The sequence below is a fragment of the Ruegeria sp. CDSA193 genome, from assembly GCF_059611885.1.
This window is the reverse complement of the sequence record NZ_JBXWPN010000004.1, coordinates 127,412-147,667: the sequence shown is the minus strand read 5'-3', so window position 1 is coordinate 147,667 and position 20,256 is coordinate 127,412. Positions and strand designations below refer to the sequence as shown.

The window sequence follows — 20,256 nt, the reverse complement described above, 5'->3', positions numbered from 1 at the left end:
GCTACTCGTCTCTTCACGTACCGGAACTGCGGTCAGAGAGTGCCCCTGACCCCGGAAGGTCAGAGGTACAGGATTATTCCGGAATGGTGAATACCTGCCCCGGATAGATCAGATCCGGGTCGCGGATCGCGCCTCGGTTGGCCTCGAACAGTTTGACATACAAGACACCATCGCCAAATCGTTCCCGAGAGATAGCCCAAAGCGTATCACCCTTTTGTACTGTAACCGAACGGATGGCCGGTGTTTCCTGAGAGGGTGCAGGCCCATCGTCCACTTCGGCCACGCTCAGAACTTCTAGAGGCTCACGCTTGAACGGGGTTTCCAGACGGCTTTTAACCGTGCCGTCCGAGGCAACCTCATCCACACGCAGCGTATACACACCGGGATCAATGCGTTCGATCTCGCTGCGCCATTTTCCATCATCCGTGGGCTGCATATCAGCGACCAGTTGGTTGTCCAGGTACACGCGTACCGCGGAACCATCAGCCACGCGGCCGGTCAGCTCGACCTCACCCGTGTCTGAATACCCGATCGTATCCAACGCGACCTGATCAGGTTCGGTGCTCTGAGGCGTCGCAGGTTGGACAAGCTCGACCCCGTCTTCCCCCGATCGCAGGATCGCAACCTGTTGTCCTTGCGTGGAATCTGCCGTTTCTTCAGAAGATGTGTCGCCGGTTTGAGCGACCTGCCCCGCCTCGGTTTCATCGCCGCCTGCGGATTCGTCGGCTAGGGTGGTTTCCGCCGTATCAACCGATGCGACCTCTGGTTCGGGTTCGGGCAAAGCCGCAATCAGATAGTCATCAGAGCGGACCGGTTGATCGACCCCATCGGTTTCCAGTGTCAGACCGCGTGCGGCCGTGGAAAACGGGATCGACACGAATTCGGCAAACTGCCCGCTGTCATCAACGGTAAAGCTGTGAACTGCCTCACCGTCCAGCAATACCCGCACCTTGGCGCCGGGTTCTGCATTTCCGGACAGAACAGCATTCCCGTCAGGCTCAACAAAGATCTGATCCAAGGCCGGAGGCGTAACTTCGGCAACTTCCTCAGCCGGTTCAGCAACCTCCTCAGCCGATTCAGCGGTCTCGTCAGCCTCTTCGGTCGGAGCCTCGGCTGCTGCCGTATCCGTATCAGTCGTCGCATCGGCCTGCGGGGTCTCTTCTGTGTCCGAGGCAACGGACGCGTTCTCAGACGCATCCTCTGCCACATCTTCCTGCGCTGTTGGGTCGAGAGACTTGCCGTTAAACGCGCCGGAAAAATATGCGCCGCCGACGCCTAACAGAACCAGCAAACCGGCGATCACCCCCCAGGTGAAAGATCTGGGGCTCTCGCTTCCCGAATTGGAATCCATACTCTTCCTTTCACTCCGCAGCGCAAATGCCTTATCTACAACGCATTCTGCCTGACGGTTGAGCCAATCTATCAATACCGCTATCACGGGTCAAAAGCCCAGATACAACCCCGGAGAAGCCTCTCGATGTCTCAGAAATCCGTCTGTGTGTATTGCGGGTCACGCAATGGCGCCCAAACCAGCTATTCCGACGCAGCCCGCTCCTTTGGTCAGCTTCTGGCGCAGGAGGGCTGGCGACTGGTCTATGGCGCGGGCGATGTGGGTCTGATGGGCGAGGTCGCGCGTGCGGCCCAAGCCGCCGGAGGGGACACGTTCGGCGTGATTCCCGTTCACCTGCTAAAGCGCGAGGTTGGCAAGACAGACTTGACCCGGTTCGTGATCACCGAAACGATGCACGAACGCAAAAAGGTCATGATCATGAATGCCGATGCGGTGGTTGTCCTGCCGGGTGGTCCGGGTTCACTGGACGAATTGTTCGAAGCCCTGACATGGCGACAGTTGGGTCTGCACGACAAGCCCATTCTGGTTATGAATGTTGATGGATATTGGGATGCCCTCCATGATCTTGTGCAGCAGGTCATCGGCCAGGGATTTGCGGACACATCTCTGGCCGATTTCATAGCGTGGGTCGACAGCCCGGAAACGGCGATGTCGACCCTGAGAGCGATGTTGGTCCCGCATAAGGGCTAGTCGGGCGGTGTGACCCGCCTGCAGATTGCCGCAGACCTAGGTGGCGGGTTTTAGACGGCTGATCAGAACCTGTTCCACTTTGTTCAGCGGGTGGTTGGTCAGGGTCTTATCAACCTCGGCCACCACTTTCCTTAGGACTTCGCTGTGCAGGCGGCGGCGCAGAAGCCCCAGAACATGAGGGCTGGCGACCAGTACCAGGCGCTTATATGCCCCCTTCAGGCCTTTGCGATTCAACAGATTTGCCACATCCTGCACGAACAGAGACTTGGCCTGCGATTTCCACTTGGGTTCCTCAACGGCTGATTTCTGATTGGGCCCGTTGTCAGAGCGTCGCCCTGCCCGATCCGAAGGCCTGACGCCTGAGCCGTCGCTTTCTTCGACCGAGACAACCACCAGATTGGGGTCTTCGGCATCCGTGATATTCTCCATGAACAGCGCCTTTTCCCCGTCGGCAATGACAATCCATGTTCCCTGCGATAGTGCGACCATTGTGATCTCCTGTTTTGGTTTTTCTGAGACCATCCCTCGGGTTTCAGGCACGGCTAACCGTTTACGCAGCTTTGTTTTTCGCCGCGCCGCCTGGAATTTTTTTAAAGTGATTTGCGGCTCTCTCCTCCGCCACACTTAAAGTAAGCACTGCGCGCCGTCTTACAATCCGGCCGGACCGCGAAACTGCGGTTATAGGCGAGTTTTCACCGGTTAGGAGGACAGTTCGATGACCGTAATTTCGGGCGTTACACCAAAACGCACGGGCAGGATCGAACATCCGATACCCCCGGACACGACCAGATCACGATTGCCTTCGCGCACGTGACCATAGGCATAGCGATTGCCGAATTTCGAGGGCACCACCGGCGACCAGCCAAACAGCCGTACCTGCCCTCCATGAGTATGACCTGACAGGGTCAGGGCCACGCGATCAGGAATTTTGGGGAAGATATCCGGTTCATGCGCCATCATCACCACCGGGGCATCATCCGTGATCTGCCTAAGCGTCGTAGGCAGGTCATCCAGCCCTTGGTATCGACCATTGCCCGTATAAATCGCCAACTGATCTTCGAGGCCTGCAAGCCAAATCCCGGCACCATCCAGTTTGAAGGCCTCGTTTGAAAGCACCCGGATACCATTCCGCCTCAGCGCATCGCCGTACAGATTCGGCCCGCCCCTGCGCTTTTGGGCTGACCGGTCATCCCACCAATCGTGATTTCCCAGAACCGCATAGACACCATGCTTTGCCTGCAATCCGGACAACACTGGCGCCAGATCGGCAATTTTCACAGGTTTTAGATTTATCCTATGCCCGGCGGCGTAGTCACCCAACAACAGGATAAGATCGGGAGACAAGGCATTGGTGCGCCGGACGATCTGCTGGATTCTTTTCAGCCCCACATAGGGCTCACCCACATGCAGATCAGCAAGAACCGCGATCCGCAGCGGCGGTGCGGTCCAGTCCGCGCGCCGGATCCGCCACTTACGAACACGCAGGCGCAGCGCGGGTTCGATGAAGAAACCATACGTGGCAGCAAAAAGGCCTGCCAGCATCACTGCCAGCAGGCCCTTTATGAACCCTCTACGGGTCACTGGATCACATCCGCGAAGCGACGTTTTCCCAGTTCACCAGATTGTCGAGGAAGTTCGACAGGTACACCGGACGCTTGTTGCGGAAGTCGATGTAATAGGAATGCTCCCACACGTCGCAACCCAACAGAGCAGTCTGACCAAAGCACAGCGGGTTCACGCCGTTTTCGGTCTTGGTCACTGCCAACGAACCGTCCGCATTCTTGACCAGCCACGCCCAGCCCGAGCCGAACTGACCGGCACCAGCTGCGCTGAACTGCGACTTGAACTCGTCAACCGAGCCAAAGCATTCGACCAGCGCCTTTTCCAGCTCGCCAGGCATGGCGTTGTCGCCGGGGCCCATCATCTCCCAGAACTGGTTGTGGTTCCAAAGCTGACTGATGTTGTTGAAGATGCCGTTTTGCGCCACGGCATTTGCGTCGTAGGTGCCGGTGATGATCTCTTCCAGCGACTTGCCGTCCCACTCGGTACCGGCGATCAACTTGTTGCCGTTGTCGACATAGGCCTTGTGGTGCAGGTCGTGGTGAAATTCCAATGTTTCGGCGGACATGCCCTTGGCTGCCAGCGCGTCGTGTGCATAAGGAAGATCAGGAAGTTCAAAAGCCATCTCGGCCCCCTGTTGAAAATGAATGTTGCGGTTTCCAAAGGTTAAATGCTTTGGCAAGTGCCGCAGGTCAAGGGCAGAGATCATAAAACCCGGAGGTCCGCGATGCTAACTCAGGCGCGCAAGATGTTTTACCGCGCCCGCGGATACTATGCGGGCAGCCTGAATGGCGAGCCTTTCCGGCTGGATCCCTACCACTCAAAGTTCTGGCGCAAGGCCTCGGCCGGCGCGTGGGAGCCCGAGACTTTTGCCGTGCTGGATAGATATCTAACGCCGGACAGCGACTATCTGGACATCGGGGCATGGATCGGCCCAACGGTGTTGTACGGTGCCCGCAAAGCCCGCCACGTCTGGTGTTTCGAACCAGACCCCACCGCGTTTCGGCATCTGGCGTGGAATCTGGACCTGAACGACATTCGCAATGTTTCGGCATTTGGCGTCGCATTGTCGGATCAATTCGGCGTGGCCCGTATGGCATCCGTTCGCGGTGAACCCGGGGATTCCACCAGTTCACTGTTGCATGACGGGGTGCATGGGACAGATGCATTGACCATCGAGTGGGATCAGTTCGAGGCCGTAAATGACCTGTCCCGTGTCTCCTTGGTCAAGATGGATATCGAAGGGGCAGAATTTGCGGTTCTGCCGAGCCTTCTGCCCTTTCTGAAAAAGCATCGCCCGGCCCTCTATCTTTCGCTCCACTCGCCCCTTCTGGCCGAGGAAGACCGGCTTACACGGACATCTCAACTCCTTGAAAGCCTTTCATTCTACACCGAAATTCAAGACGAAAACGGGCACCCGCTAAAGGTCGAAGAATTGCTGCAACCTCAAGAGTTGAAGCGGTATCGCGCCGTTGTGTTGCATGAATAGAAGGTGCAGTATTTTTTTCGTGCATTAGTTGCATATGCGCTTGAAACTCTCGCGTTGTTTGGTGTCTTCCCTTCTGGATAGACCGAGTAAACGAGGAACCATGAAATATCTTTTCTTAGCATCCATTTTTACCGTTTTTGCACAGGCAGCGGCGGCTGAAACAATTACTTACGATTGTGCCGTTCGCGACCGCGACGGAACCGGGTGGGTCGCGCCCCGCTATATCTTTGTTATTGATAAGGACGGCGTTAGTGCGCAAACAGCCAGCGGGCACAACGAAATGCAGTCCGCTAAGCTGAAAATTGATAGAAAGAAGCGTTACAAGCTGGATTGGCGCGTTGAGTTGACAGAGTTTGGCGGCCAAAAAGTCCGGGTAAATTACACGGCCCGCATTGACCCTTCTGACAACACCGTGAAACTGAGAGGCAACTGGGTGAATGCCAACTTTGTCAACAAGCCTTCAGGGCAAGGCAAATGCAAAGTGATCGATGGTTAAGCTTCGGTTAAACCGCAAAAGCCCCGGAAAATCCGGGGCTTTTTTTCCTAGCTTCGGAACCTAATAAACCCCGACCTCACTGCCCGGCTGCGCTGCGACCTTCAACAGTTTGAACACGTAGTCTGCGGTTGACCGGAAGCAGACGACGCGGAGAGTTTCGGCGTCATCCAGCCAGAACGCACCGGCAACCTGCGCCAAGCGCGAACGGCGGATTTGGCCGGGTTGGAAGGCGTCAGCCGACAGATCTACCGGGGCCAGTTTGCCCAGAACTTCGCGAGCGTTCGCGCCCGAGATGCTGAACACCGCGCGGGCATCCGAGACGTTGACCGCCAGGGCATGCACACCGCTCAGCGCGTTGGTCATCGCGGCCAGTTTGGCCTCGACCTCGGCATATGGGACAAGCACAAGCAATTCGTCGGTGGACATCCAGCAAACACCGCAGTCTCCGTCGACAAATGCCTCGCGCTGGCCGGGTACTTTCTGACCGGTGGCGTCTTTGACGGCCTTCACCAGAACCTTGTCGGACAGGTCGCCGCGCAGGGTGATCATGCCCTGCAGACCGCATTCTTCAACCTTGGCGATGCCCTCATAGCTGGCGTGGTTCAGTGCGCTGATGGGTTCAGACATTCTGCTTCTCCCCGTCCTTGTCGAAGAAGATCGGATCTACGATCTTTGCTTTGTAGGATTTGCCATCGGTGCCCGGGAACTCGACAATCTCGCCCATGCGGTCAGGACCATGCTTGATCAAGCCCATGGCGATACCTTTGCCCAGGTTGGCCGAATAATAGGTTGAGGTCACACGACCGATCATGTTGCGCTGACCGTTGGCGTTGACACCCTCGCCCACTGCGTAAGCCCCATCCGGGATGACAGAACCATCCACAGTCTCAAGACCCACCAGTTTCCAACGCTCGGGATCGGCCATATGGCTGCGCGAATGTGCGCGCTTGCCGAGGTAATCCTCTTTCTTTTTCGACAGCGCCCAATGCAGCCCCAGATCCTGCGGGATCACGGTTCCATCGGTTTCGTCGCCGATCATGATAAAGCCTTTCTCGGCCCGAAGGATGTGCAGACATTCGGTGCCATAGGGCATCACGCCGAATTCCTTGCCTGCCTCTGTCAGCGCATCCCAGAAGGCCTGCCCTTGGGATGCAGGTACGGCGATCTCGTACGACAGCTCACCCGAGAACGAGATGCGATAGGCCCGGCAATCAAAGTCGCCGATCTTGCCATCGCGCCACTCCATGAAGGGCAGCGCCTCCTTCGACACATCCATGCCGCCGAGCTTTTCAAGCACCTTGCGGGCGTTGGGGCCAACAACGGCGACCTGCGCATATTGCTCGGTCACGTTGGCAACATAGACTTTCCAGTCCCACCATTCGGTTTGCAGCCATTCTTCCATGTGACCGTGGATACGTTCGGCCCCGCCGGTGGTGGTGTGGCACAACCATGTGTCTTCGTCGATCCTAGCAACAACACCGTCGTCGATCAGAAAGCCATTTTCGGAACACATCAGGCCATAGCGGCATTTGCCGATCTTCAGCGTAGACATCATGTTGGTGTACATCATGTCCAGGAACTTGCCTGCGTCCGGCCCTTTGACGATCAACTTACCCAGGGTCGAGGCGTCCAGCAAGCCGAGGTTCTCGCGGGTGTTTTTCACCTCACGGTTCACGGCGTCATGCACGGTTTCACCCGGGCGAACATAGGCATAGGTCCGGCGCCAATGGCCGACCGGCTCCCAATCGGCGCCGTTCTTGTCGTGCCAGTTATGCATCGGAGTCTGGCGGATTGGCTGGAACACCTCACCACGTGCCTCACCGCCGATAGATGCCATTGAAATTGGGGTGTAAGGCGGGCGGAACGTTGTTGTTCCAACCTTCGGGATTTCGGAGTCCAACGCATCAGCTAGGATCGCCAATCCGTTGATGTTACTCAGTTTACCCTGATCCGTTGCCATGCCCAGAGTGGTGTAACGCTTGGTATGTTCGACGCTCTCATATCCTTCGCGCGCGGCCAACTGAACGTCCGACACTTTGACGTCGTTTTGGAAGTCCAGCCAGGACTTCATCCGCAGTTGAATATCCGCGTTCGCAGGCATCAACCAGACTGCAGCCATAGGTGCCTCGGACGTAGTTTCCCCGACAGGCGCTTTGGTGCGTTTGGTTTTGAAACCAGCCGCTTTGGCTGCGGCCTTACCGGCTGCATCGGCATCGGCCAGCACATCGCCCAGCGCCATCGGGCCATTCGATGCCCCGGCGGCTACGACGAACCCTTCGCCATCGGCCCCAAGCGGGGGTCGCGCAGGATCCGGCCGGAAATGCGCATTGGCATCGTCCCAGATCAGCTTGCCGCCGCAATGCGACCACATATGCACAACCGGAGACCAGCCGCCCGACATCGCAACAGCGTCGCATTCGACCTCTTCACGGGCGCCACCGATGCCGTCCTGATTGCAAATGGCAACTTTCTTGACGCGTTTGCCGCCTTTGACTTTGGCAATGGCCTTGCCCACATCGACGCGGATACCCAGTTGTCGCGCCTCTTCAGCCAGAGGGCCGGAGGTAGCCCTTGCGTCAACCACACGCAAGATATCGACACCGGCCTGTTTCAAGGTGATCGCAGTCCGGTAGGCGTCGTCATTATTGGTGGCCACAATCACCTTTTCACCGGGTGTCACACCCCAGTTCACGACATAATCCCGCATGGCCGAGGCCAGCATGACACCCGGCACATCATTACCCGCAAAAGACAACGGACGCTCAATCGCACCGGTAGCAGTCACGACCTGTTTCGCCCGAATACGCCAGAGACGATGGCGCGGGCCCTGTGCACCAGGCTTGTGGTCTGTCAGGCGTTCATAGCCCAGCACATAGCCATGGTCATAGACCCCTGCACCCATGCAGCGATTGCGCAAGATGACATTGCCCATTGTTTCAAGTTCGGAAACAGTTTGTTCCACGAACTTATCCACAGGCTCATCATTGATTGTGCCGCCATCAACTGGGGCACGGCCACCCCAATGCGCAGTCTGCTCAATCAACATGACCTTTGCACCGGTCTGAGCAGCCACTTTGGCAGCCTGTAAACCGGCCACACCGCCACCGATCACCAACACATCGACGAAGTTGTAGAAATGCTCATAGGTATCCGCATCACGGCTGTCCTTGTCGGGGGCTTTACCCAGACCGGCAGATTGGCGGATGAACGGCTCGTAGACGTGTTTCCAGAACGGCTTGGGATGAATGAACATCTTGTAATAGAAGCCAGCCGGCAGGAACCGCGACAGGTGCGTATTGATCGCACCGATATCAAATTCCAGGTTCGGCCAGTGGTTCTGAGAAATCGAGGTCAGACCGTTGAACAGCTCGGTCGTGGTGGCGCGCTGGTTCGGCTCGAACCGATTGCCCTGCCCCAGACCGACCAGAGCGTTGGGTTCTTCCGCACCACTGGCGACAACACCACGCGGGCGGTGATACTTGAACGACCGGCCCATCATCATCTGATCATTAGCCAGCAAGGCCGAGGCAAGCGTGTCGCCTTCGTAGCCCTGCATCGAAGTGCCGTTGAAGGAGAATGTGACCTGTTTCGACCGGTCAATCAGCCGGCCTTGATTTGCGAGACGGGTGCTCATGATGCGGACCTTTCGCAGGCGGAATTACGGGTGGTGGCGCGGATCATTTGTATTCTCTCCACGTCCAGCCAGGGCGCTTGGCGGTGATCGCCTCGCGAATTTCTTTGGGCGGCTCAAACACCTGGGCAGAGTAGGTGCCGAAAACTTCGAGCGTTTGCGTGCAGCGCGCCGCGTGGAACCACTTGCCGCATCCATTCGCATGGCGCCAGCGTTCGAAATGAACGCCTTTAGGGTTTTCACGCATGAACAGGTAATCGTGGAAGTCACCATCCGACGAGCCCGGACCGAAACGCTTCAGATGCGCCTCGCCACCGGCGGCCAATTCGGTTTCTTCGGCATCGACGCCGCAATAGGGGCAATTCAGGATCAGCATATGTTCATCCTCTCGGCAGCAGGCGAGACCATGCTGCATGCGAAATCTGAGTAACGGGCGCGCGAGATTTTTCGCCGAAAAATCTGCATCAGTGCGCCACCCCGGCCGCGACGCTTTCGTCGATGAAGCGGCCTTCTTTGAAACGATCCAATGAGAACGCCTCGGTCAGCGGTGAATGGCCCGTGGCCATCAGCTGTGCCATGCCCCAGCCGGACCCCGGAATGGCCTTGAAGCCACCGGTGCCCCAGCCACCGTTGATGAAACAGTTCCCAAGCGGTGTTTTTGACAGGATGGGCGAGCGGTCGCCGGTCATATCCACGATCCCGCCCCATTGCCGCAGCATTTTCAGGCGTGAGATCATCGGGAAGGTCTCGACCAGCGCGCGCACAGTTTCTTCGATATGGTGGAAGCTGCCGCGTTGGGTGTAGTTGTTGAACCCGTCGGTGCCGCCACCGATCACCATCTCTCCCTTGTCGGATTGCGACATGTAGCCATGCACCGTGTTGGCCATCACGACCACGTCCATGCAGGGTTTGATCGGCTCAGACACCAGCGCCTGCAGAGCAATCGCCTCAAGCGGCAGACGGAAGCCCGCCATTTCGGCCAGTTGACCGGAATGGCCCGCAACCACGATTCCCAGCTTGTCACAGTCGATCGCACCCTTGGTGGTGTCGACACCGACAACACGACCATCCTGTGACCGAACCCCGGTCACTTCGCATTGCTGGATTATATCCATGCCCATGGCGGAACAAGCGCGCGCATAGCCCCAAGCCACCGCATCGTGACGGGCGGTGCCACCGCGTTCCTGCCACAGCGCACCCAGAACCGGATAGCGCGGGCCTTCGAGATTGATGATTGGTACCAGTTCCTTGACCCGTTCAGGTGTGATCCATTCAGTCTTTACACCCTGCAGCGCATTCGCATGAGCCGTGCGCTGATAGCCGCGGATTTCATGCTGGGTCTGCGCCAGCATCATCACGCCGCGCGGGCTGAACATGACGTTATAGTTCAGGTCCTGACTCAAATCCTCATAAAGGCTGCGCGCCTTTTCATAGATCGCGGCAGACGGATCCTGCAGATAGTTCGAGCGGATGATGGTTGTGTTCCGACCGGTATTACCACCGCCCAGCCAGCCTTTTTCGATCACAGCGACATTCTGGATGCCATAGTTCTTACCCAGGTAATAGGCGGTTGCCAGACCATGGCCACCCGCCCCCACAATAATGGCGTCATAGCGTTTCTTGGGCTCGGGCGAACGCCAGGCGCGTTCCCATCCGGTATGATAGCGCAGCGCTTCGCGCGCCACAGCAAAGGCTGAATAGTGTTTCATAAGCGAATCCATCCGGTTCGGTGATTGGCGCAGGTATGCCGTGTAACCGCCTTTGGCCCCTGCCGTGCAACGCCATAATATCGCACTATTGCGACATCGCCCTTATTATTGCGACATGAAGCCCCCTCGCGGCCATTTGTCCCTTTTTTCCGCCCCGCCACAGGTCTAAGTCAGGACAGCCATCTTGGAGTTATCATGACCTTCTGGGCCCTCATCATAGCCACCGCCGTCCTGATAGCGGTTTTTCTTGGGATTTCGATACTGCGTAGGCGAGATACGCGCGAACCATCCACTGCGTATGACTTGCAGGTCTATCGTGAACAGTTGGCCAGCGTAGATCGAGACTTGGCCCGTGGTGTCATCGCTGACGCAGATGCCGAGCGAGTTCGCACGGAAATTTCACGCCGCATTCTTGCGGCTGATGCGCAGATGCAATCTTTGTCTGAACCGCAAGGGCCGTCCAAATGGATCTCGGTTGCGGCATCCATATTTGTCGCGGCCATCCTGGTTGGCGGAGGATCCTGGATGTATCTGAAGCTTGGTGCAGCCGGGCTCCCCGATCAGCCCCTGTCATTGCGGCTAGAAATGGCCGATGCTCTGCGCACAGAGCGCCCCAGTCAGGCCGAGGCAGAAGCCGCCACGCCACCCGCACCACTGCCACAGCTTGACGAAAGCTATGCCTCTCTTCTCGGGCAACTACGCGAAACCGTTTCCGGTCGTCCTGATGACCTACAAGGACATATCCTTCTTGCCCAGCACGAGGCGAACGCAGGTAACTTCCATGCCGCCTACAAAGCGCAGCAACGTGTGATCGAACTGTCCGGGAATACTGCACCCGCAGATGCCTATTCGCATCTTGCCGAGATGATGATCCTTGCTACCAACGGATATATCTCGCCCGAAGCTGAAGACGCATTGAAACAGTCATTGCAGCGTGATCCACGCCATGGTCCAGCCTTGTATTACCTGGGACAGATGATGGTACAGGTCGGACGACCTGATATCGGTTACAGGATCTGGGTGGATGCACTTGGAAGCGCGCCGACAAATGCCCCCTGGGCAACGGCCATTCGCGCACAGATGGACGATCTGGCCTTTCGTGCGGGTGTGTTCAATGCCGCCCCTATACCAGCAGGGAACCCAGGCCCCGGTGAGGATGACATCGAGGCCGCTGCATCTCTGACCGCACAAGAGCGACAAGAGATGATCCTTGGCATGGTCGAGCAACTGTCAGACAGGCTTGCAACCGAAGGCGGCTCCCCCGAAGAATGGGCCCGACTGATCGGTGCCCTTGGGGTGGTTGGCGACATCGACCGGGCCACCGCGATCTACGCCGAAGCCCAATCCGTATTCTCGGACAATGACAACGCACTGGATATCCTTGGTGCGGCAGCAGCTCAGGCTGGGGTGACCCAATGATCCATGATATTTTTGAGGAATTTGCAGGCGCGCTTGCGCCTATGAGCGCGTTGATCGGTCTCGATCTGGGAGAAAAGACTATCGGGGTTGCAGTCTCGGACCGGATGCGCGGTGTTGCAAGCCCGCTGGAGACCGTAAGGCGCAAGAAATTCACTCTGGATTCTGCCCGTCTGCTGGAAATCATCGCCGACCGTGAGATCGGGGGCATCCTACTGGGTCTGCCGAAAAACATGGACGGCAGCGAAGGGCCGCGCTGCCAGTCCACCCGTGCCTTTGCCCGAAACCTGTCCCGTTTGACCGAAGTTCCGATCGGGTTCTGGGACGAACGGCTCAGCACGGTTGCGGCAGAAAAGGCACTGCTTGAGGCGGATACGACACGAAAGCGTCGCGGACAGGTTATCGACCACGTCGCGGCAGGCTATATTCTGCAAGGCGCGCTGGACAGAATGCGCTTTCTTTAAGGATCGGAAAACGCTGATGTCGAACATGGTTTGGAAAAGGAACGAGGTCGAAAGCCCGTGCATCCAGATCTGCGTTGTGCACCCGACCGAGCGTATTTGTACCGGTTGCTACCGCACGATCGACGAAATCTCTCGCTGGTCGAAAATGGACAGCTCTGAGCGCGCCGATATCATGGCAGACCTACCGTCTCGCAAACCGCTGCTTGCCAAACGGCGCGGCGGCCGGGCGGGGCGGCTCAACAAGGCCTGAGATTTCCACAAAAGGATGTGATTGCTGAATCTGCACCGCTGCGGGCTGGTCTGAACTACGAGGGGGTCAAGTTCGTTGACAGCTGGTGAGTGAGTGGCAACCCACAGCGGCGCGTTTCAACAATCGATCCTCTGCAGTGGCTCGGCAGAGGAGTTCGATCTGTGTACGTCTTTTTTGACCAATCGATCAAGAAAAATCCTTGCTGATATTTCTGTGCCCTGACGTAAATGTCACAGCAGGCTCAAGCCGCTGCGTTTCTACCCAGACGCAAGCCATGTTTTGGCGTTCTGAATTTCCTCGGCGGGAAAGAACTGAGTGCGTGTGCCGAGGATGTGGCTGGCCACCCGTTGGGCCAGATGTTGCCAGGCTTTGTCGCCAACAACCGCTGCCCGATCCAGATTACCAATATGCCCCCGGGCCAGCCGAAAATGCGAGGCAAGCGCCGTAAGGCCTTGCCATCCGTCAAACTTGGACAGATCAATCAGCAGGCGAAACCCCTGTTTCTCCTGCAAAATGTAGTCCAGATCGGTTTCGGCCTTTTTGAATTCGCCAGGGTCGAGTTTTCCCATCAGGCTGACCTGCACGCAGGGGCCGCCCAGATCCATAACGTGAATAGAGCCCAGAGATTCGCGCAACCATCGGCGCGCTTCTTCAATATTCGCGTGATCGAATACCTGCACAGGGCAAGGGAAAAGCGGAGCCGCAAGCCGGATACTGGTCTGAACCCAACCCTGATCCGCCACCACTCCAATTCGGTCAAAGCCGCGCCAGTGGCTGAGGCCCAATTTTGTATCCGACCAAACCGCATTCAGATCGTACCCTTTGAACTCTGGCTGCACGATCGCCAACAACCGCACCGTGTCGTGTTCGGCCAGTGCGGCCTCAATCGCCGGGATCAATGTTGTGGAATAGTCCGTACCTGTCACTTCGCCGGAAAGCTCGATTTCAATCAATGCTCCGTCAGAGTTTTTGTGGACAGCAATCATCAAAAAATCCTCCAAATCTGTATAATGACAGAACGTTAGGAGGATTTGATCCATTCGGCCACACCGCCAGCGCATTCAGGCCGAAAATAGGCGATCATCCGGCCATCCGACCCAGCCTCAGCCCCGCTGCCCCATGGCGCTACCCCGTGCAGGCAGTGGCGGTGCAGCAGATAGGCCTCGCCCGGACGTGCGGGCAGTACGATGCGACGGCAAGTATCAAAGACCTCACGACGGGCAGCCTGATAAACATCTGTTATGTCCACCTGATCCAGAGTTTCCGGGCGCTTGTCTTCAAGTGCATCCGCAAATGCAGCCTGCATGATCTTGTGGCTACCTTCCCAAAGAACCATCGGGGACGCATTCTCGCTGGCATCAGTCAATGGAATGCCCAGTATCCACGCATGCGGTTCCTCGACCCTTCGGCGCCTGTCCGGGCCGGACGGGCGTAATCCATCCACATGGGCCGCATCCCGCTTTGCTCGATACTGGGCAGCAGCCTTGCCCTCTCCGCGTCGGGGCAACGGGTAGCCGGGGTAAATGACCGAGACCTGGGCTTTGTGCAATGGCAACGACCCATAACGCGACACTATGAAATCCATGACGGCCCCGGTCAGAACCGGGGACCCCTGGACCCTGCCCTCGGTGTCGTTGTTCAGCGCGTCGACCCCAATGAACCAGGTCCCTTCACAGTCCAGCCAATGCGCGAATTCCGGATCCGCCGCAGCAGCGCGTGCTGCGGGCAGCGCATAAGATACCCAGTCCAGAATAGCCCGGTCGTGGGGAAATTTCACCCAGCCCTTTTCCTCGAAAGAACTCAAAAACCCAACGCCTTGCGCAACATATTCAGGGCGACCAGAGTCAGAAAGACCGCGAATATCCGCTTGAGCGGCTTTGGATCCATCGCATGGGCCAACTTAACGCCCCAAGGCGCAGTGATCATGGTCATGGCGACCACAATCCCAAAGGCAATCAGATTGACGGCGCCGATGGTAAAGGGCGGGCGGTGTTCAGGGGCAATTTCGAGAAACAGGAACCCCATGACCGAGGGCACAGCGATGATCACGCCAAACCCGGCCGCCGTAGCCACAGCCCGGTGAATTGGCGTGTTGAACAAGCTCATTAACGGCACGCCAAAGCTGCCGCCGCCGATACCCATCAGAACGGATAGGAAGCCGACCGAGGGCGACAGGAGCGCGCGTTTCAGGCCCTTGGGCATGGCGTCTCCAAGCCGCCATTCGGATTTACCCAGACCAAGATAGGCACCAATCACCATACCCAATACACCGAACAGGGCTTGCAATGCCTCGGTCCGAAGAGCGGATGCCACCATCACGCCCAACACCGCACCGATGGCGATGCCCGGACCCCAACTGCGCAGGATATCCCAATCAACGGCACCCTTTTTGTTATGTGCCAGAACCGACCGCAGTGAGGTTACGATAATCGTTGCCAGTGAGGTGGCAAGGCACAGCTGCATCAACTGCGGGCCGCCATACCCAAGGGTCTGAAACGCATAGAAAAAAGCAGGGACCAGCACGATGCCTCCGCCGACACCCAACAGACCCGCCAAAACGCCTGCCAGCGCTCCGATCACCAGCAGAAGAACCAGCATCTGAGCAAGCAACATTACTTCGGGCATCATTCCCCCCAACCGACCTTTTGCCGTATTGCCACCATTCAGGCCTCGGTCAGAGGCGCGACATGATCCAGTGCCTGCAACATAACCTCGGGGCCCGCCCCGTCATGCACCGCACCTTCAGACAGGGTCCGCCGCCAAGCCCGCGCACCCGGCCGTCCTGCGAACAGGCCCAGCATATGTCGCGTAATCTGGTGCAAGCGCCCCCCGCCAGCAAGATGGCATTCGATATAAGGCACCATTTTCCGGACAACAGCAAACGGGTCGGCGGTCTGACCGACCCCAAAAATCACAGGATCCGCCGTGGACAGAACATCTGACGGCTGATGATACGCAGCCCGCCCGATCATGACACCATCCAGCCCTGCATCCAGATGCCCGCGCGCCTGTTCCAGATCAGCAATGCCACCATTTATAGAGATGTGCATATCCGGGAATTCCGCCTTCATCCGATGCACGAGATCATAATCCAGGGGTGGAATATCCCGGTTTTCTTTGGGGCTGAGCCCTTGCAGCCAGGCTTTGCGCGCGTGGATCGTGACCCGTGTGCATCCCGCTTGCCTGATCTGGCTCAGAAACTCAGGCAAAATGTCTTCGGGCTGTTGGTCGTCGACTCCAATGCGGCATTTGACCGTGACATCTACGTCCACGGCTTCGCGCATTGCGGCAACACAATCCGCAACGCGGTCAGGGGATTTCATCAGCACCGCACCAAAAGTGCCAGATTGTACTCGATCAGACGGGCAGCCACAATTCAGATTGATCTCATCATAACCAGCATCCGCCCCCAACCGGGCCGCTTGTGCCAATTCCTGAGGGTCCGACCCGCCCAGTTGCAGGGCCACGGGATGCTCCTGCGGGTTGTGGTCCAGCAAATGCAGCGCGCCACCCCGAACTAACGCAGGCGCTGTGACCATTTCAGTGTACAGCAGCGCCTCGGTGCTCAGCAACCGATGCAGATAGCGACAATGCCTGTCCGTCCAATCCATCATAGGGGCGACGCTCAGGCGTGCGGCTTGTCTTACCTTGTCATTCAATGCTGAGTCCTCGTCGCACCCGGTATCCAATCTGACGGATCGAAACCGCAAATTCCTGCCCTTCGAATCGGGCAGCCCGGGGTTTAGCATATTCGAAAGGGGCCGTCCTTGTGTCTGCCAACCGCGTTACCGATTGTCGACACCGTACCGGCAAATCATCATTTCGACGCTGCGCTGAATGGTATCAGACATTTCGTCCTGACTAAGTACAGACCCGCAAAAAACCATGGGCCAGAATGCCCTGCTCTTGATCAATCCGATGAATTCACGGCCTGCGACCTCAGGGTTGTCGATGCGCAGCTGACCATCTTCCGCTGCTTCTTTCAGCATGGCTGAGAAAATAGCGGTTTTGTCCAGCTTACCCTGCGCGGCGACCGCAAGGTCGGGATTGCGCAAGGTTTCGCTGATCACCATACGCGACATTGCCATCACCTCGGGGGACATCAGAATGCGCCCTTCTGCCCAGGCCAGATCGGTCAGTTGCTCTTGGATATCCCGGCCCTTTTCGTATCTGATATCCAGCACCTCAGAGAAGCGGTTCGACAGCTCAACCACGATTGAGCGGAACAGGTTTTCCTTACTTTCGAAATACTTGTACAGCGTGCGCTTGGAGACCTCGGCCCTTGCCGAAATCCGATCCATGCTGGCCGACGAGAACCCCTTTTCTTGGAATTCAGCTACGGCAGCCTCGATGATCTGGGCATGCTTTGATGCTTTCGGTGCGCTGAGGTCATTCATGCTCCAAAGCTATAGACCCTTTGATATGAGCCGGTCAAACGCTAGGTAAACTCTCGGGTTTACAACGCCCTGTCCCCTGCCTAAGGTAAACCCGCCAGTTTACCGATTCAGGTAGCCAGCCCAACAGGAGATGCCCCCAATGGCTTTGACATTGAAACTGAACGGCCAGACCCACACGGTTGAGGCCGAGCCCGGCACGCCCCTGCTGTGGGTAATCCGTGACGAACTGAAGATGACAGGAACCAAGTTCGGCTGCGGTGTCGCGTCCTGTGGGGCCTGCACCGTGCATCTGGACGGAGAGCCGGTGCGCTCGTGCCAGACATATATCGAAGATGTCGAAGGTGCCGAAATCACCACGATCGAAGCGGTGGGCGAAAATGATATCGGCGCTGCTGTCCAGCAGGCTTGGGTCGAGCTGGACGTGGTTCAATGCGGCTATTGCCAGTCGGGTCAGGTGATGTCGGCGGTCGGGTTGCTGTCCGAGAATCCAAAGCCCAGCGTTGAAGAAATCGACGATTACATGTCCGGCAACGCCTGTCGCTGTGCCACCTATCAACGCATCCGCGCCGGTATCCAGCGCGCAGCCGAAATTCTGGAGGCCTGATCCATGACCATCAACACCTCTCGCCGTAGTTTTCTGAAAGGCGCTGCTGCTACCGGTGCCGTCTTGCTGATTGGAGCCCGCCCCGATGGCGTTCTGGCTGCGGCCTCGTCCGAGACGACGCAGCTCAACCCATTTGTGAAGATTGACGCGGACGGCACTGTGACTGCCATCGTCAAACACTTCGAAAAGGGTCAGGGGCCGGCGACCGGCCTGCCGACGCTTATCGCCGAGGAGATCGGCGTGTCCATGGACCAGATCGAATACGAATTCGCGCCCTCTAACCCCCAAGTCTATAACAATCTGCTGTTTGGCCCCTTCCAAGGCACCGGCGGGTCAACCGCAATGGCGAACTCCTGGCAGCAATATCGCCAGGCGGGCGCTGCCGCCCGCGAGATGCTGATCAACGCCGCCGCCCAAAGATGGGGTGTAGATGCATCAGGCATCACCATTGAGGAAGGCATCGTCAAAGCAGACGAGAAATCTGCACCGATTGCCGATTTCGTGGCAGCCGCTTCGCAGATGGAAGCGCCGACCGAGCCACGCCTGAAAGACCCCTCGGAATTCCGCCTGATCGGAAACGAGGCCGTGCGCCGCAAGGACTCGGCAATCAAAGGCAACGGACAGGCGATGTACGCCATGGATGTCCACCTGCCCAACCAGATGGTGGCGATGATCAAACGTCCGGAGTCGCGCGGTGGTGTTGTCATCAGCTTTGACGACAGCGCCTCGAAAGAGATCAAAGGCTATATCAGCGCCGCTGCACTGCCCAATCAGGCGGGCGTTGCGGTCTATGCCGAAGATACCTGGGCGGCGATTCAGGCGCGTGACGCGCTTGAGGTCGAATGGGACATGTCAGGCGCTGAAACGCGCGACTCGGATCAGATCAAGGCCGAGATCATGGACGCGCTGAATGCCCAGCCGACCTATAACGTGAACAAGGCAGATGTTGCCACGGTTTCGGCGGCGATCGACGCGGCGGATACGGTCGTAGAAAAAACTTTTTACTACCCGCTCCTCGCCCATGCTCCGATGGAGCCACTGAACTGCACAATCGAACAGACAGAAGAGGGTGACATCGTTCTGCATGATGGCGCTCAGATGCCAACCGGTCCGCACATGGCGTATCAGCAAATCTTTCAGCTGCCACCCGAGAAAATCCACATCAGAACGATGCTGGCCGGCGGGTCTTTCGGGCGTCGCGCAACACCGGATGCGGATTATCAGGTTGAGGCCGCGTTGGCCTTTGTTGTCACCGACCGCTCGCGCCCGGTCAAACTGGTCTGGACGCGGGAAGACGACATTCGCAGCGGGTACTACCGCCCGGCCTTCGGCCACAAAGTCCGTGTCGGGTTGAATGCGGAGGGGAATATCGTTGGATGGCAGCATCAGGTCGCTGGGCAGTCGATCATGAAGGGCACCCCGTTCGAAGCGGTTGCAGTGCATGACGGCGTCGACCACAGCTCGATCGAGGGCATCGCAGACAGCCCCTATGATATTCCGGGGATGGCGCTTGGACTGACCGACACACCCAAGGCCACGTCAGTCCTATGGTGGCGGTCGGTAGGACATACCCACACTGCCTATACGATGGAAACAATGATGGATTTGGCCGCCACCGCCGCGGGCCGTGACCCGGTTGAGTTCCGTCTCGCACATCTGGCGGATGCGGGTAATGCAGACCAACAGCGCAAGGCCTCAGTTCTGAAACTTGCGGCCGAGAAAGCAGATTGGGGCAACGTCCCTGCCGGTCGCGCGCAAGGTATTGCGGTGCACAAATCCTTTGGTTCTTATGTGGCTGAGGTGGTCGAAATCTCGGGCGATCCGGATGACGGCATCAAGATCGAAAAGGTTACCTGTGCTGTCGATTGCGGTATCGCGGTGAACCCCGACGTGGTGCGTGCCCAGATGGAAGGTGGGATTGGCTATGGCATCGGGCATGTGATGCGCGATCAGATCACACTGACCGGCGGTTCCGTGGATCAATACAACTTCCCGGATTACGAGCCCCTTCGGATCGGCGATATAGCTACAATCGACGTCCACATCCTGCCCTCGGCCGAAGCCCCCACGGGCGTGGGCGAACCCGGCACGCCGCCTTCGGCCCCCGCGCTCGCGAACGCAATCAAGGCAATGTCGGGGACCTTGATTGCCGATCTGCCGATGGCCGAGAACGGCATAAGCTTTGCATAAGGTCCCGAC

General features: G+C 57.8%; 21 protein-coding genes. 8 read left to right on the top strand and 13 right to left on the bottom strand.

Annotation, left to right across the window (positions count from 1 at the left end; genetic code table 11):
• Nucleotides 1-73 precede the first annotated feature (73 nt).
• A complete protein-coding gene (locus AC2FLG_RS08875; protein ID WP_496705885.1) occupies nt 74-1,351 on the bottom strand; it encodes a LysM peptidoglycan-binding domain-containing protein in 1,278 nt (425 codons plus the stop codon).
• Between the two features lie 126 nt (nt 1,352-1,477).
• Between AC2FLG_RS08875 and AC2FLG_RS08870 the strand changes: the two genes are divergently transcribed.
• Entirely contained in the window at nt 1,478-2,041 is a 564-nt protein-coding gene (locus AC2FLG_RS08870; RefSeq protein ID WP_496692371.1) for an LOG family protein, read from the top strand.
• Between the two features lie 36 nt (nt 2,042-2,077).
• Here the strand turns inward: AC2FLG_RS08870 and AC2FLG_RS08865 are convergent, their stop codons facing one another.
• The 3 genes from AC2FLG_RS08865 to AC2FLG_RS08855 all read right to left on the bottom strand — a co-directional run bounded on the left by AC2FLG_RS08865 (nt 2,078) and on the right by AC2FLG_RS08855 (nt 4,226).
• Complete coding sequence (locus AC2FLG_RS08865) at nt 2,078-2,530, bottom strand: host attachment family protein (RefSeq protein WP_496692372.1); 453 nt, start codon at nt 2,528-2,530, stop codon at nt 2,078-2,080.
• A gap of 210 nt (nt 2,531-2,740) precedes the next feature.
• On the bottom strand, nt 2,741-3,622 hold the full coding sequence (locus AC2FLG_RS08860) for a metallophosphoesterase (protein ID WP_496701366.1): 882 nt from the start codon (nt 3,620-3,622) through the stop codon (nt 2,741-2,743).
• A gap of 4 nt (nt 3,623-3,626) precedes the next feature.
• Nucleotides 3,627-4,226 carry a superoxide dismutase gene (locus tag AC2FLG_RS08855; protein WP_142633050.1) on the bottom strand — a complete coding sequence of 200 codons (600 nt, stop codon included), beginning with the start codon at nt 4,224-4,226 and terminating at the stop codon, nt 3,627-3,629.
• A gap of 102 nt (nt 4,227-4,328) precedes the next feature.
• Between AC2FLG_RS08855 and AC2FLG_RS08850 the strand changes: the two genes are divergently transcribed.
• Together AC2FLG_RS08850 and AC2FLG_RS08845 are read left to right on the top strand one after the other, a co-directional pair.
• The gene (locus AC2FLG_RS08850; RefSeq protein WP_496692374.1) at nt 4,329-5,090 is read left to right on the top strand and encodes an FkbM family methyltransferase; all 762 of its coding nucleotides are present in this window, start codon (nt 4,329-4,331) and stop codon (nt 5,088-5,090) included.
• A 100-nt stretch (nt 5,091-5,190) separates the two neighbouring features.
• A complete protein-coding gene (locus AC2FLG_RS08845; RefSeq protein ID WP_142633046.1) occupies nt 5,191-5,586 on the top strand; it encodes a hypothetical protein in 396 nt (131 codons plus the stop codon).
• A gap of 60 nt (nt 5,587-5,646) precedes the next feature.
• Here AC2FLG_RS08845 and AC2FLG_RS08840 read toward each other — a convergent pair whose 3' ends face one another.
• The 4 genes from AC2FLG_RS08840 to AC2FLG_RS08825 all read right to left on the bottom strand — a co-directional run bounded on the left by AC2FLG_RS08840 (nt 5,647) and on the right by AC2FLG_RS08825 (nt 10,926).
• Entirely contained in the window at nt 5,647-6,213 is a 567-nt protein-coding gene (locus AC2FLG_RS08840) for a sarcosine oxidase subunit gamma (RefSeq protein WP_496705883.1), read from the bottom strand.
• Nucleotides 6,206-9,220, bottom strand: a complete 3,015-nt coding sequence (locus tag AC2FLG_RS08835) for a sarcosine oxidase subunit alpha family protein (protein WP_496705881.1) — start codon at nt 9,218-9,220, stop codon at nt 6,206-6,208. Before AC2FLG_RS08835 ends, AC2FLG_RS08840 begins: the two co-directional genes overlap by 8 nt.
• Before the next feature lie 43 nt (nt 9,221-9,263).
• Entirely contained in the window at nt 9,264-9,593 is a 330-nt protein-coding gene (locus tag AC2FLG_RS08830; protein ID WP_142633040.1) for a sarcosine oxidase subunit delta, read from the bottom strand.
• Between the two features lie 88 nt (nt 9,594-9,681).
• A complete protein-coding gene (locus AC2FLG_RS08825) occupies nt 9,682-10,926 on the bottom strand; it encodes a sarcosine oxidase subunit beta family protein (RefSeq protein WP_271947765.1) in 1,245 nt (414 codons plus the stop codon).
• A gap of 195 nt (nt 10,927-11,121) precedes the next feature.
• Here AC2FLG_RS08825 and ccmI point away from each other — a divergent pair, with 195 nt between their 5' ends.
• From ccmI to AC2FLG_RS08810, 3 genes are read left to right on the top strand one after another with little or no spacing between them, the layout of a single operon-like run.
• A complete protein-coding gene (ccmI, locus tag AC2FLG_RS08820) occupies nt 11,122-12,345 on the top strand; it encodes a c-type cytochrome biogenesis protein CcmI (RefSeq protein ID WP_496705879.1) in 1,224 nt (407 codons plus the stop codon).
• Nucleotides 12,342-12,806, top strand: a complete 465-nt coding sequence (ruvX, locus tag AC2FLG_RS08815; RefSeq protein WP_142633033.1) for a Holliday junction resolvase RuvX — start codon at nt 12,342-12,344, stop codon at nt 12,804-12,806. Before ccmI ends, ruvX begins: the two co-directional genes overlap by 4 nt.
• 16 nt (nt 12,807-12,822) lie before the next feature.
• On the top strand, nt 12,823-13,056 hold the full coding sequence (locus tag AC2FLG_RS08810; protein WP_142633031.1) for a DUF1289 domain-containing protein: 234 nt from the start codon (nt 12,823-12,825) through the stop codon (nt 13,054-13,056).
• A 257-nt stretch (nt 13,057-13,313) separates the two neighbouring features.
• Here AC2FLG_RS08810 and AC2FLG_RS08805 read toward each other — a convergent pair whose 3' ends face one another.
• The 5 genes from AC2FLG_RS08805 to AC2FLG_RS08785 all read right to left on the bottom strand — a co-directional run bounded on the left by AC2FLG_RS08805 (nt 13,314) and on the right by AC2FLG_RS08785 (nt 17,453).
• Nucleotides 13,314-14,042, bottom strand: a complete 729-nt coding sequence (locus AC2FLG_RS08805) for a SpoIIAA family protein (RefSeq protein ID WP_496700567.1) — start codon at nt 14,040-14,042, stop codon at nt 13,314-13,316.
• Between the two features lie 35 nt (nt 14,043-14,077).
• Nucleotides 14,078-14,833: a hypothetical protein gene (locus tag AC2FLG_RS08800; RefSeq protein WP_496700568.1), complete on the bottom strand. Its 756-nt coding sequence runs from the start codon at nt 14,831-14,833 to the stop codon at nt 14,078-14,080.
• 23 nt (nt 14,834-14,856) lie between these two features.
• Complete coding sequence (locus tag AC2FLG_RS08795) at nt 14,857-15,681, bottom strand: sulfite exporter TauE/SafE family protein (protein WP_281971883.1); 825 nt, start codon at nt 15,679-15,681, stop codon at nt 14,857-14,859.
• A 38-nt stretch (nt 15,682-15,719) separates the two neighbouring features.
• Entirely contained in the window at nt 15,720-16,715 is a 996-nt protein-coding gene (gene dusA / locus AC2FLG_RS08790) for a tRNA dihydrouridine(20/20a) synthase DusA (RefSeq protein WP_496700569.1), read from the bottom strand.
• A 126-nt stretch (nt 16,716-16,841) separates the two neighbouring features.
• Nucleotides 16,842-17,453 (bottom strand): TetR/AcrR family transcriptional regulator, encoded by a 612-nt coding sequence (locus AC2FLG_RS08785; protein WP_496700570.1) that lies wholly within the window; start codon nt 17,451-17,453, stop codon nt 16,842-16,844.
• A gap of 139 nt (nt 17,454-17,592) precedes the next feature.
• On the opposite strand from AC2FLG_RS08785, the gene AC2FLG_RS08780 reads away from it, so the two are divergent.
• Both AC2FLG_RS08780 and AC2FLG_RS08775 read left to right on the top strand, forming a co-directional pair.
• A complete protein-coding gene (locus AC2FLG_RS08780) occupies nt 17,593-18,057 on the top strand; it encodes a (2Fe-2S)-binding protein (RefSeq protein WP_496705877.1) in 465 nt (154 codons plus the stop codon).
• A 3-nt stretch (nt 18,058-18,060) separates the two neighbouring features.
• On the top strand, nt 18,061-20,247 hold the full coding sequence (locus AC2FLG_RS08775; RefSeq protein ID WP_496705875.1) for a molybdopterin cofactor-binding domain-containing protein: 2,187 nt from the start codon (nt 18,061-18,063) through the stop codon (nt 20,245-20,247).
• Nucleotides 20,248-20,256 lie beyond the last annotated feature (9 nt).

What these genes read in the sequence shown, in the direction of transcription:
- AC2FLG_RS08850 (WP_496692374.1), top strand. Translation starts at nt 4,329, where the DNA reads ATGCTAACTCAGGCGCGCAAGATGTTTTACCGCGCCCGCGGATACTAT.
- AC2FLG_RS08805 (WP_496700567.1), bottom strand. Translation starts at nt 14,042, where the DNA reads ATGATTGCTGTCCACAAAAACTCTGACGGAGCATTGATTGAAATCGAG.
- AC2FLG_RS08845 (WP_142633046.1), top strand. Translation starts at nt 5,191, where the DNA reads ATGAAATATCTTTTCTTAGCATCCATTTTTACCGTTTTTGCACAGGCA.
- AC2FLG_RS08855 (WP_142633050.1), bottom strand. Translation starts at nt 4,226, where the DNA reads ATGGCTTTTGAACTTCCTGATCTTCCTTATGCACACGACGCGCTGGCA.
- AC2FLG_RS08810 (WP_142633031.1), top strand. Translation starts at nt 12,823, where the DNA reads ATGTCGAACATGGTTTGGAAAAGGAACGAGGTCGAAAGCCCGTGCATC.
- AC2FLG_RS08840 (WP_496705883.1), bottom strand. Translation starts at nt 6,213, where the DNA reads ATGTCTGAACCCATCAGCGCACTGAACCACGCCAGCTATGAGGGCATC.
- AC2FLG_RS08825 (WP_271947765.1), bottom strand. Translation starts at nt 10,926, where the DNA reads ATGAAACACTATTCAGCCTTTGCTGTGGCGCGCGAAGCGCTGCGCTAT.
- AC2FLG_RS08830 (WP_142633040.1), bottom strand. Translation starts at nt 9,593, where the DNA reads ATGCTGATCCTGAATTGCCCCTATTGCGGCGTCGATGCCGAAGAAACC.
- ruvX (WP_142633033.1), top strand. Translation starts at nt 12,342, where the DNA reads ATGATCCATGATATTTTTGAGGAATTTGCAGGCGCGCTTGCGCCTATG.
- AC2FLG_RS08775 (WP_496705875.1), top strand. Translation starts at nt 18,061, where the DNA reads ATGACCATCAACACCTCTCGCCGTAGTTTTCTGAAAGGCGCTGCTGCT.
- AC2FLG_RS08780 (WP_496705877.1), top strand. Translation starts at nt 17,593, where the DNA reads ATGGCTTTGACATTGAAACTGAACGGCCAGACCCACACGGTTGAGGCC.
- ccmI (WP_496705879.1), top strand. Translation starts at nt 11,122, where the DNA reads ATGACCTTCTGGGCCCTCATCATAGCCACCGCCGTCCTGATAGCGGTT.
- AC2FLG_RS08835 (WP_496705881.1), bottom strand. Translation starts at nt 9,220, where the DNA reads ATGAGCACCCGTCTCGCAAATCAAGGCCGGCTGATTGACCGGTCGAAA.
- AC2FLG_RS08870 (WP_496692371.1), top strand. Translation starts at nt 1,478, where the DNA reads ATGTCTCAGAAATCCGTCTGTGTGTATTGCGGGTCACGCAATGGCGCC.
- AC2FLG_RS08865 (WP_496692372.1), bottom strand. Translation starts at nt 2,530, where the DNA reads ATGGTCGCACTATCGCAGGGAACATGGATTGTCATTGCCGACGGGGAA.
- AC2FLG_RS08795 (WP_281971883.1), bottom strand. Translation starts at nt 15,681, where the DNA reads ATGCCCGAAGTAATGTTGCTTGCTCAGATGCTGGTTCTTCTGCTGGTG.
- AC2FLG_RS08875 (WP_496705885.1), bottom strand. Translation starts at nt 1,351, where the DNA reads ATGGATTCCAATTCGGGAAGCGAGAGCCCCAGATCTTTCACCTGGGGG.
- AC2FLG_RS08785 (WP_496700570.1), bottom strand. Translation starts at nt 17,453, where the DNA reads ATGAATGACCTCAGCGCACCGAAAGCATCAAAGCATGCCCAGATCATC.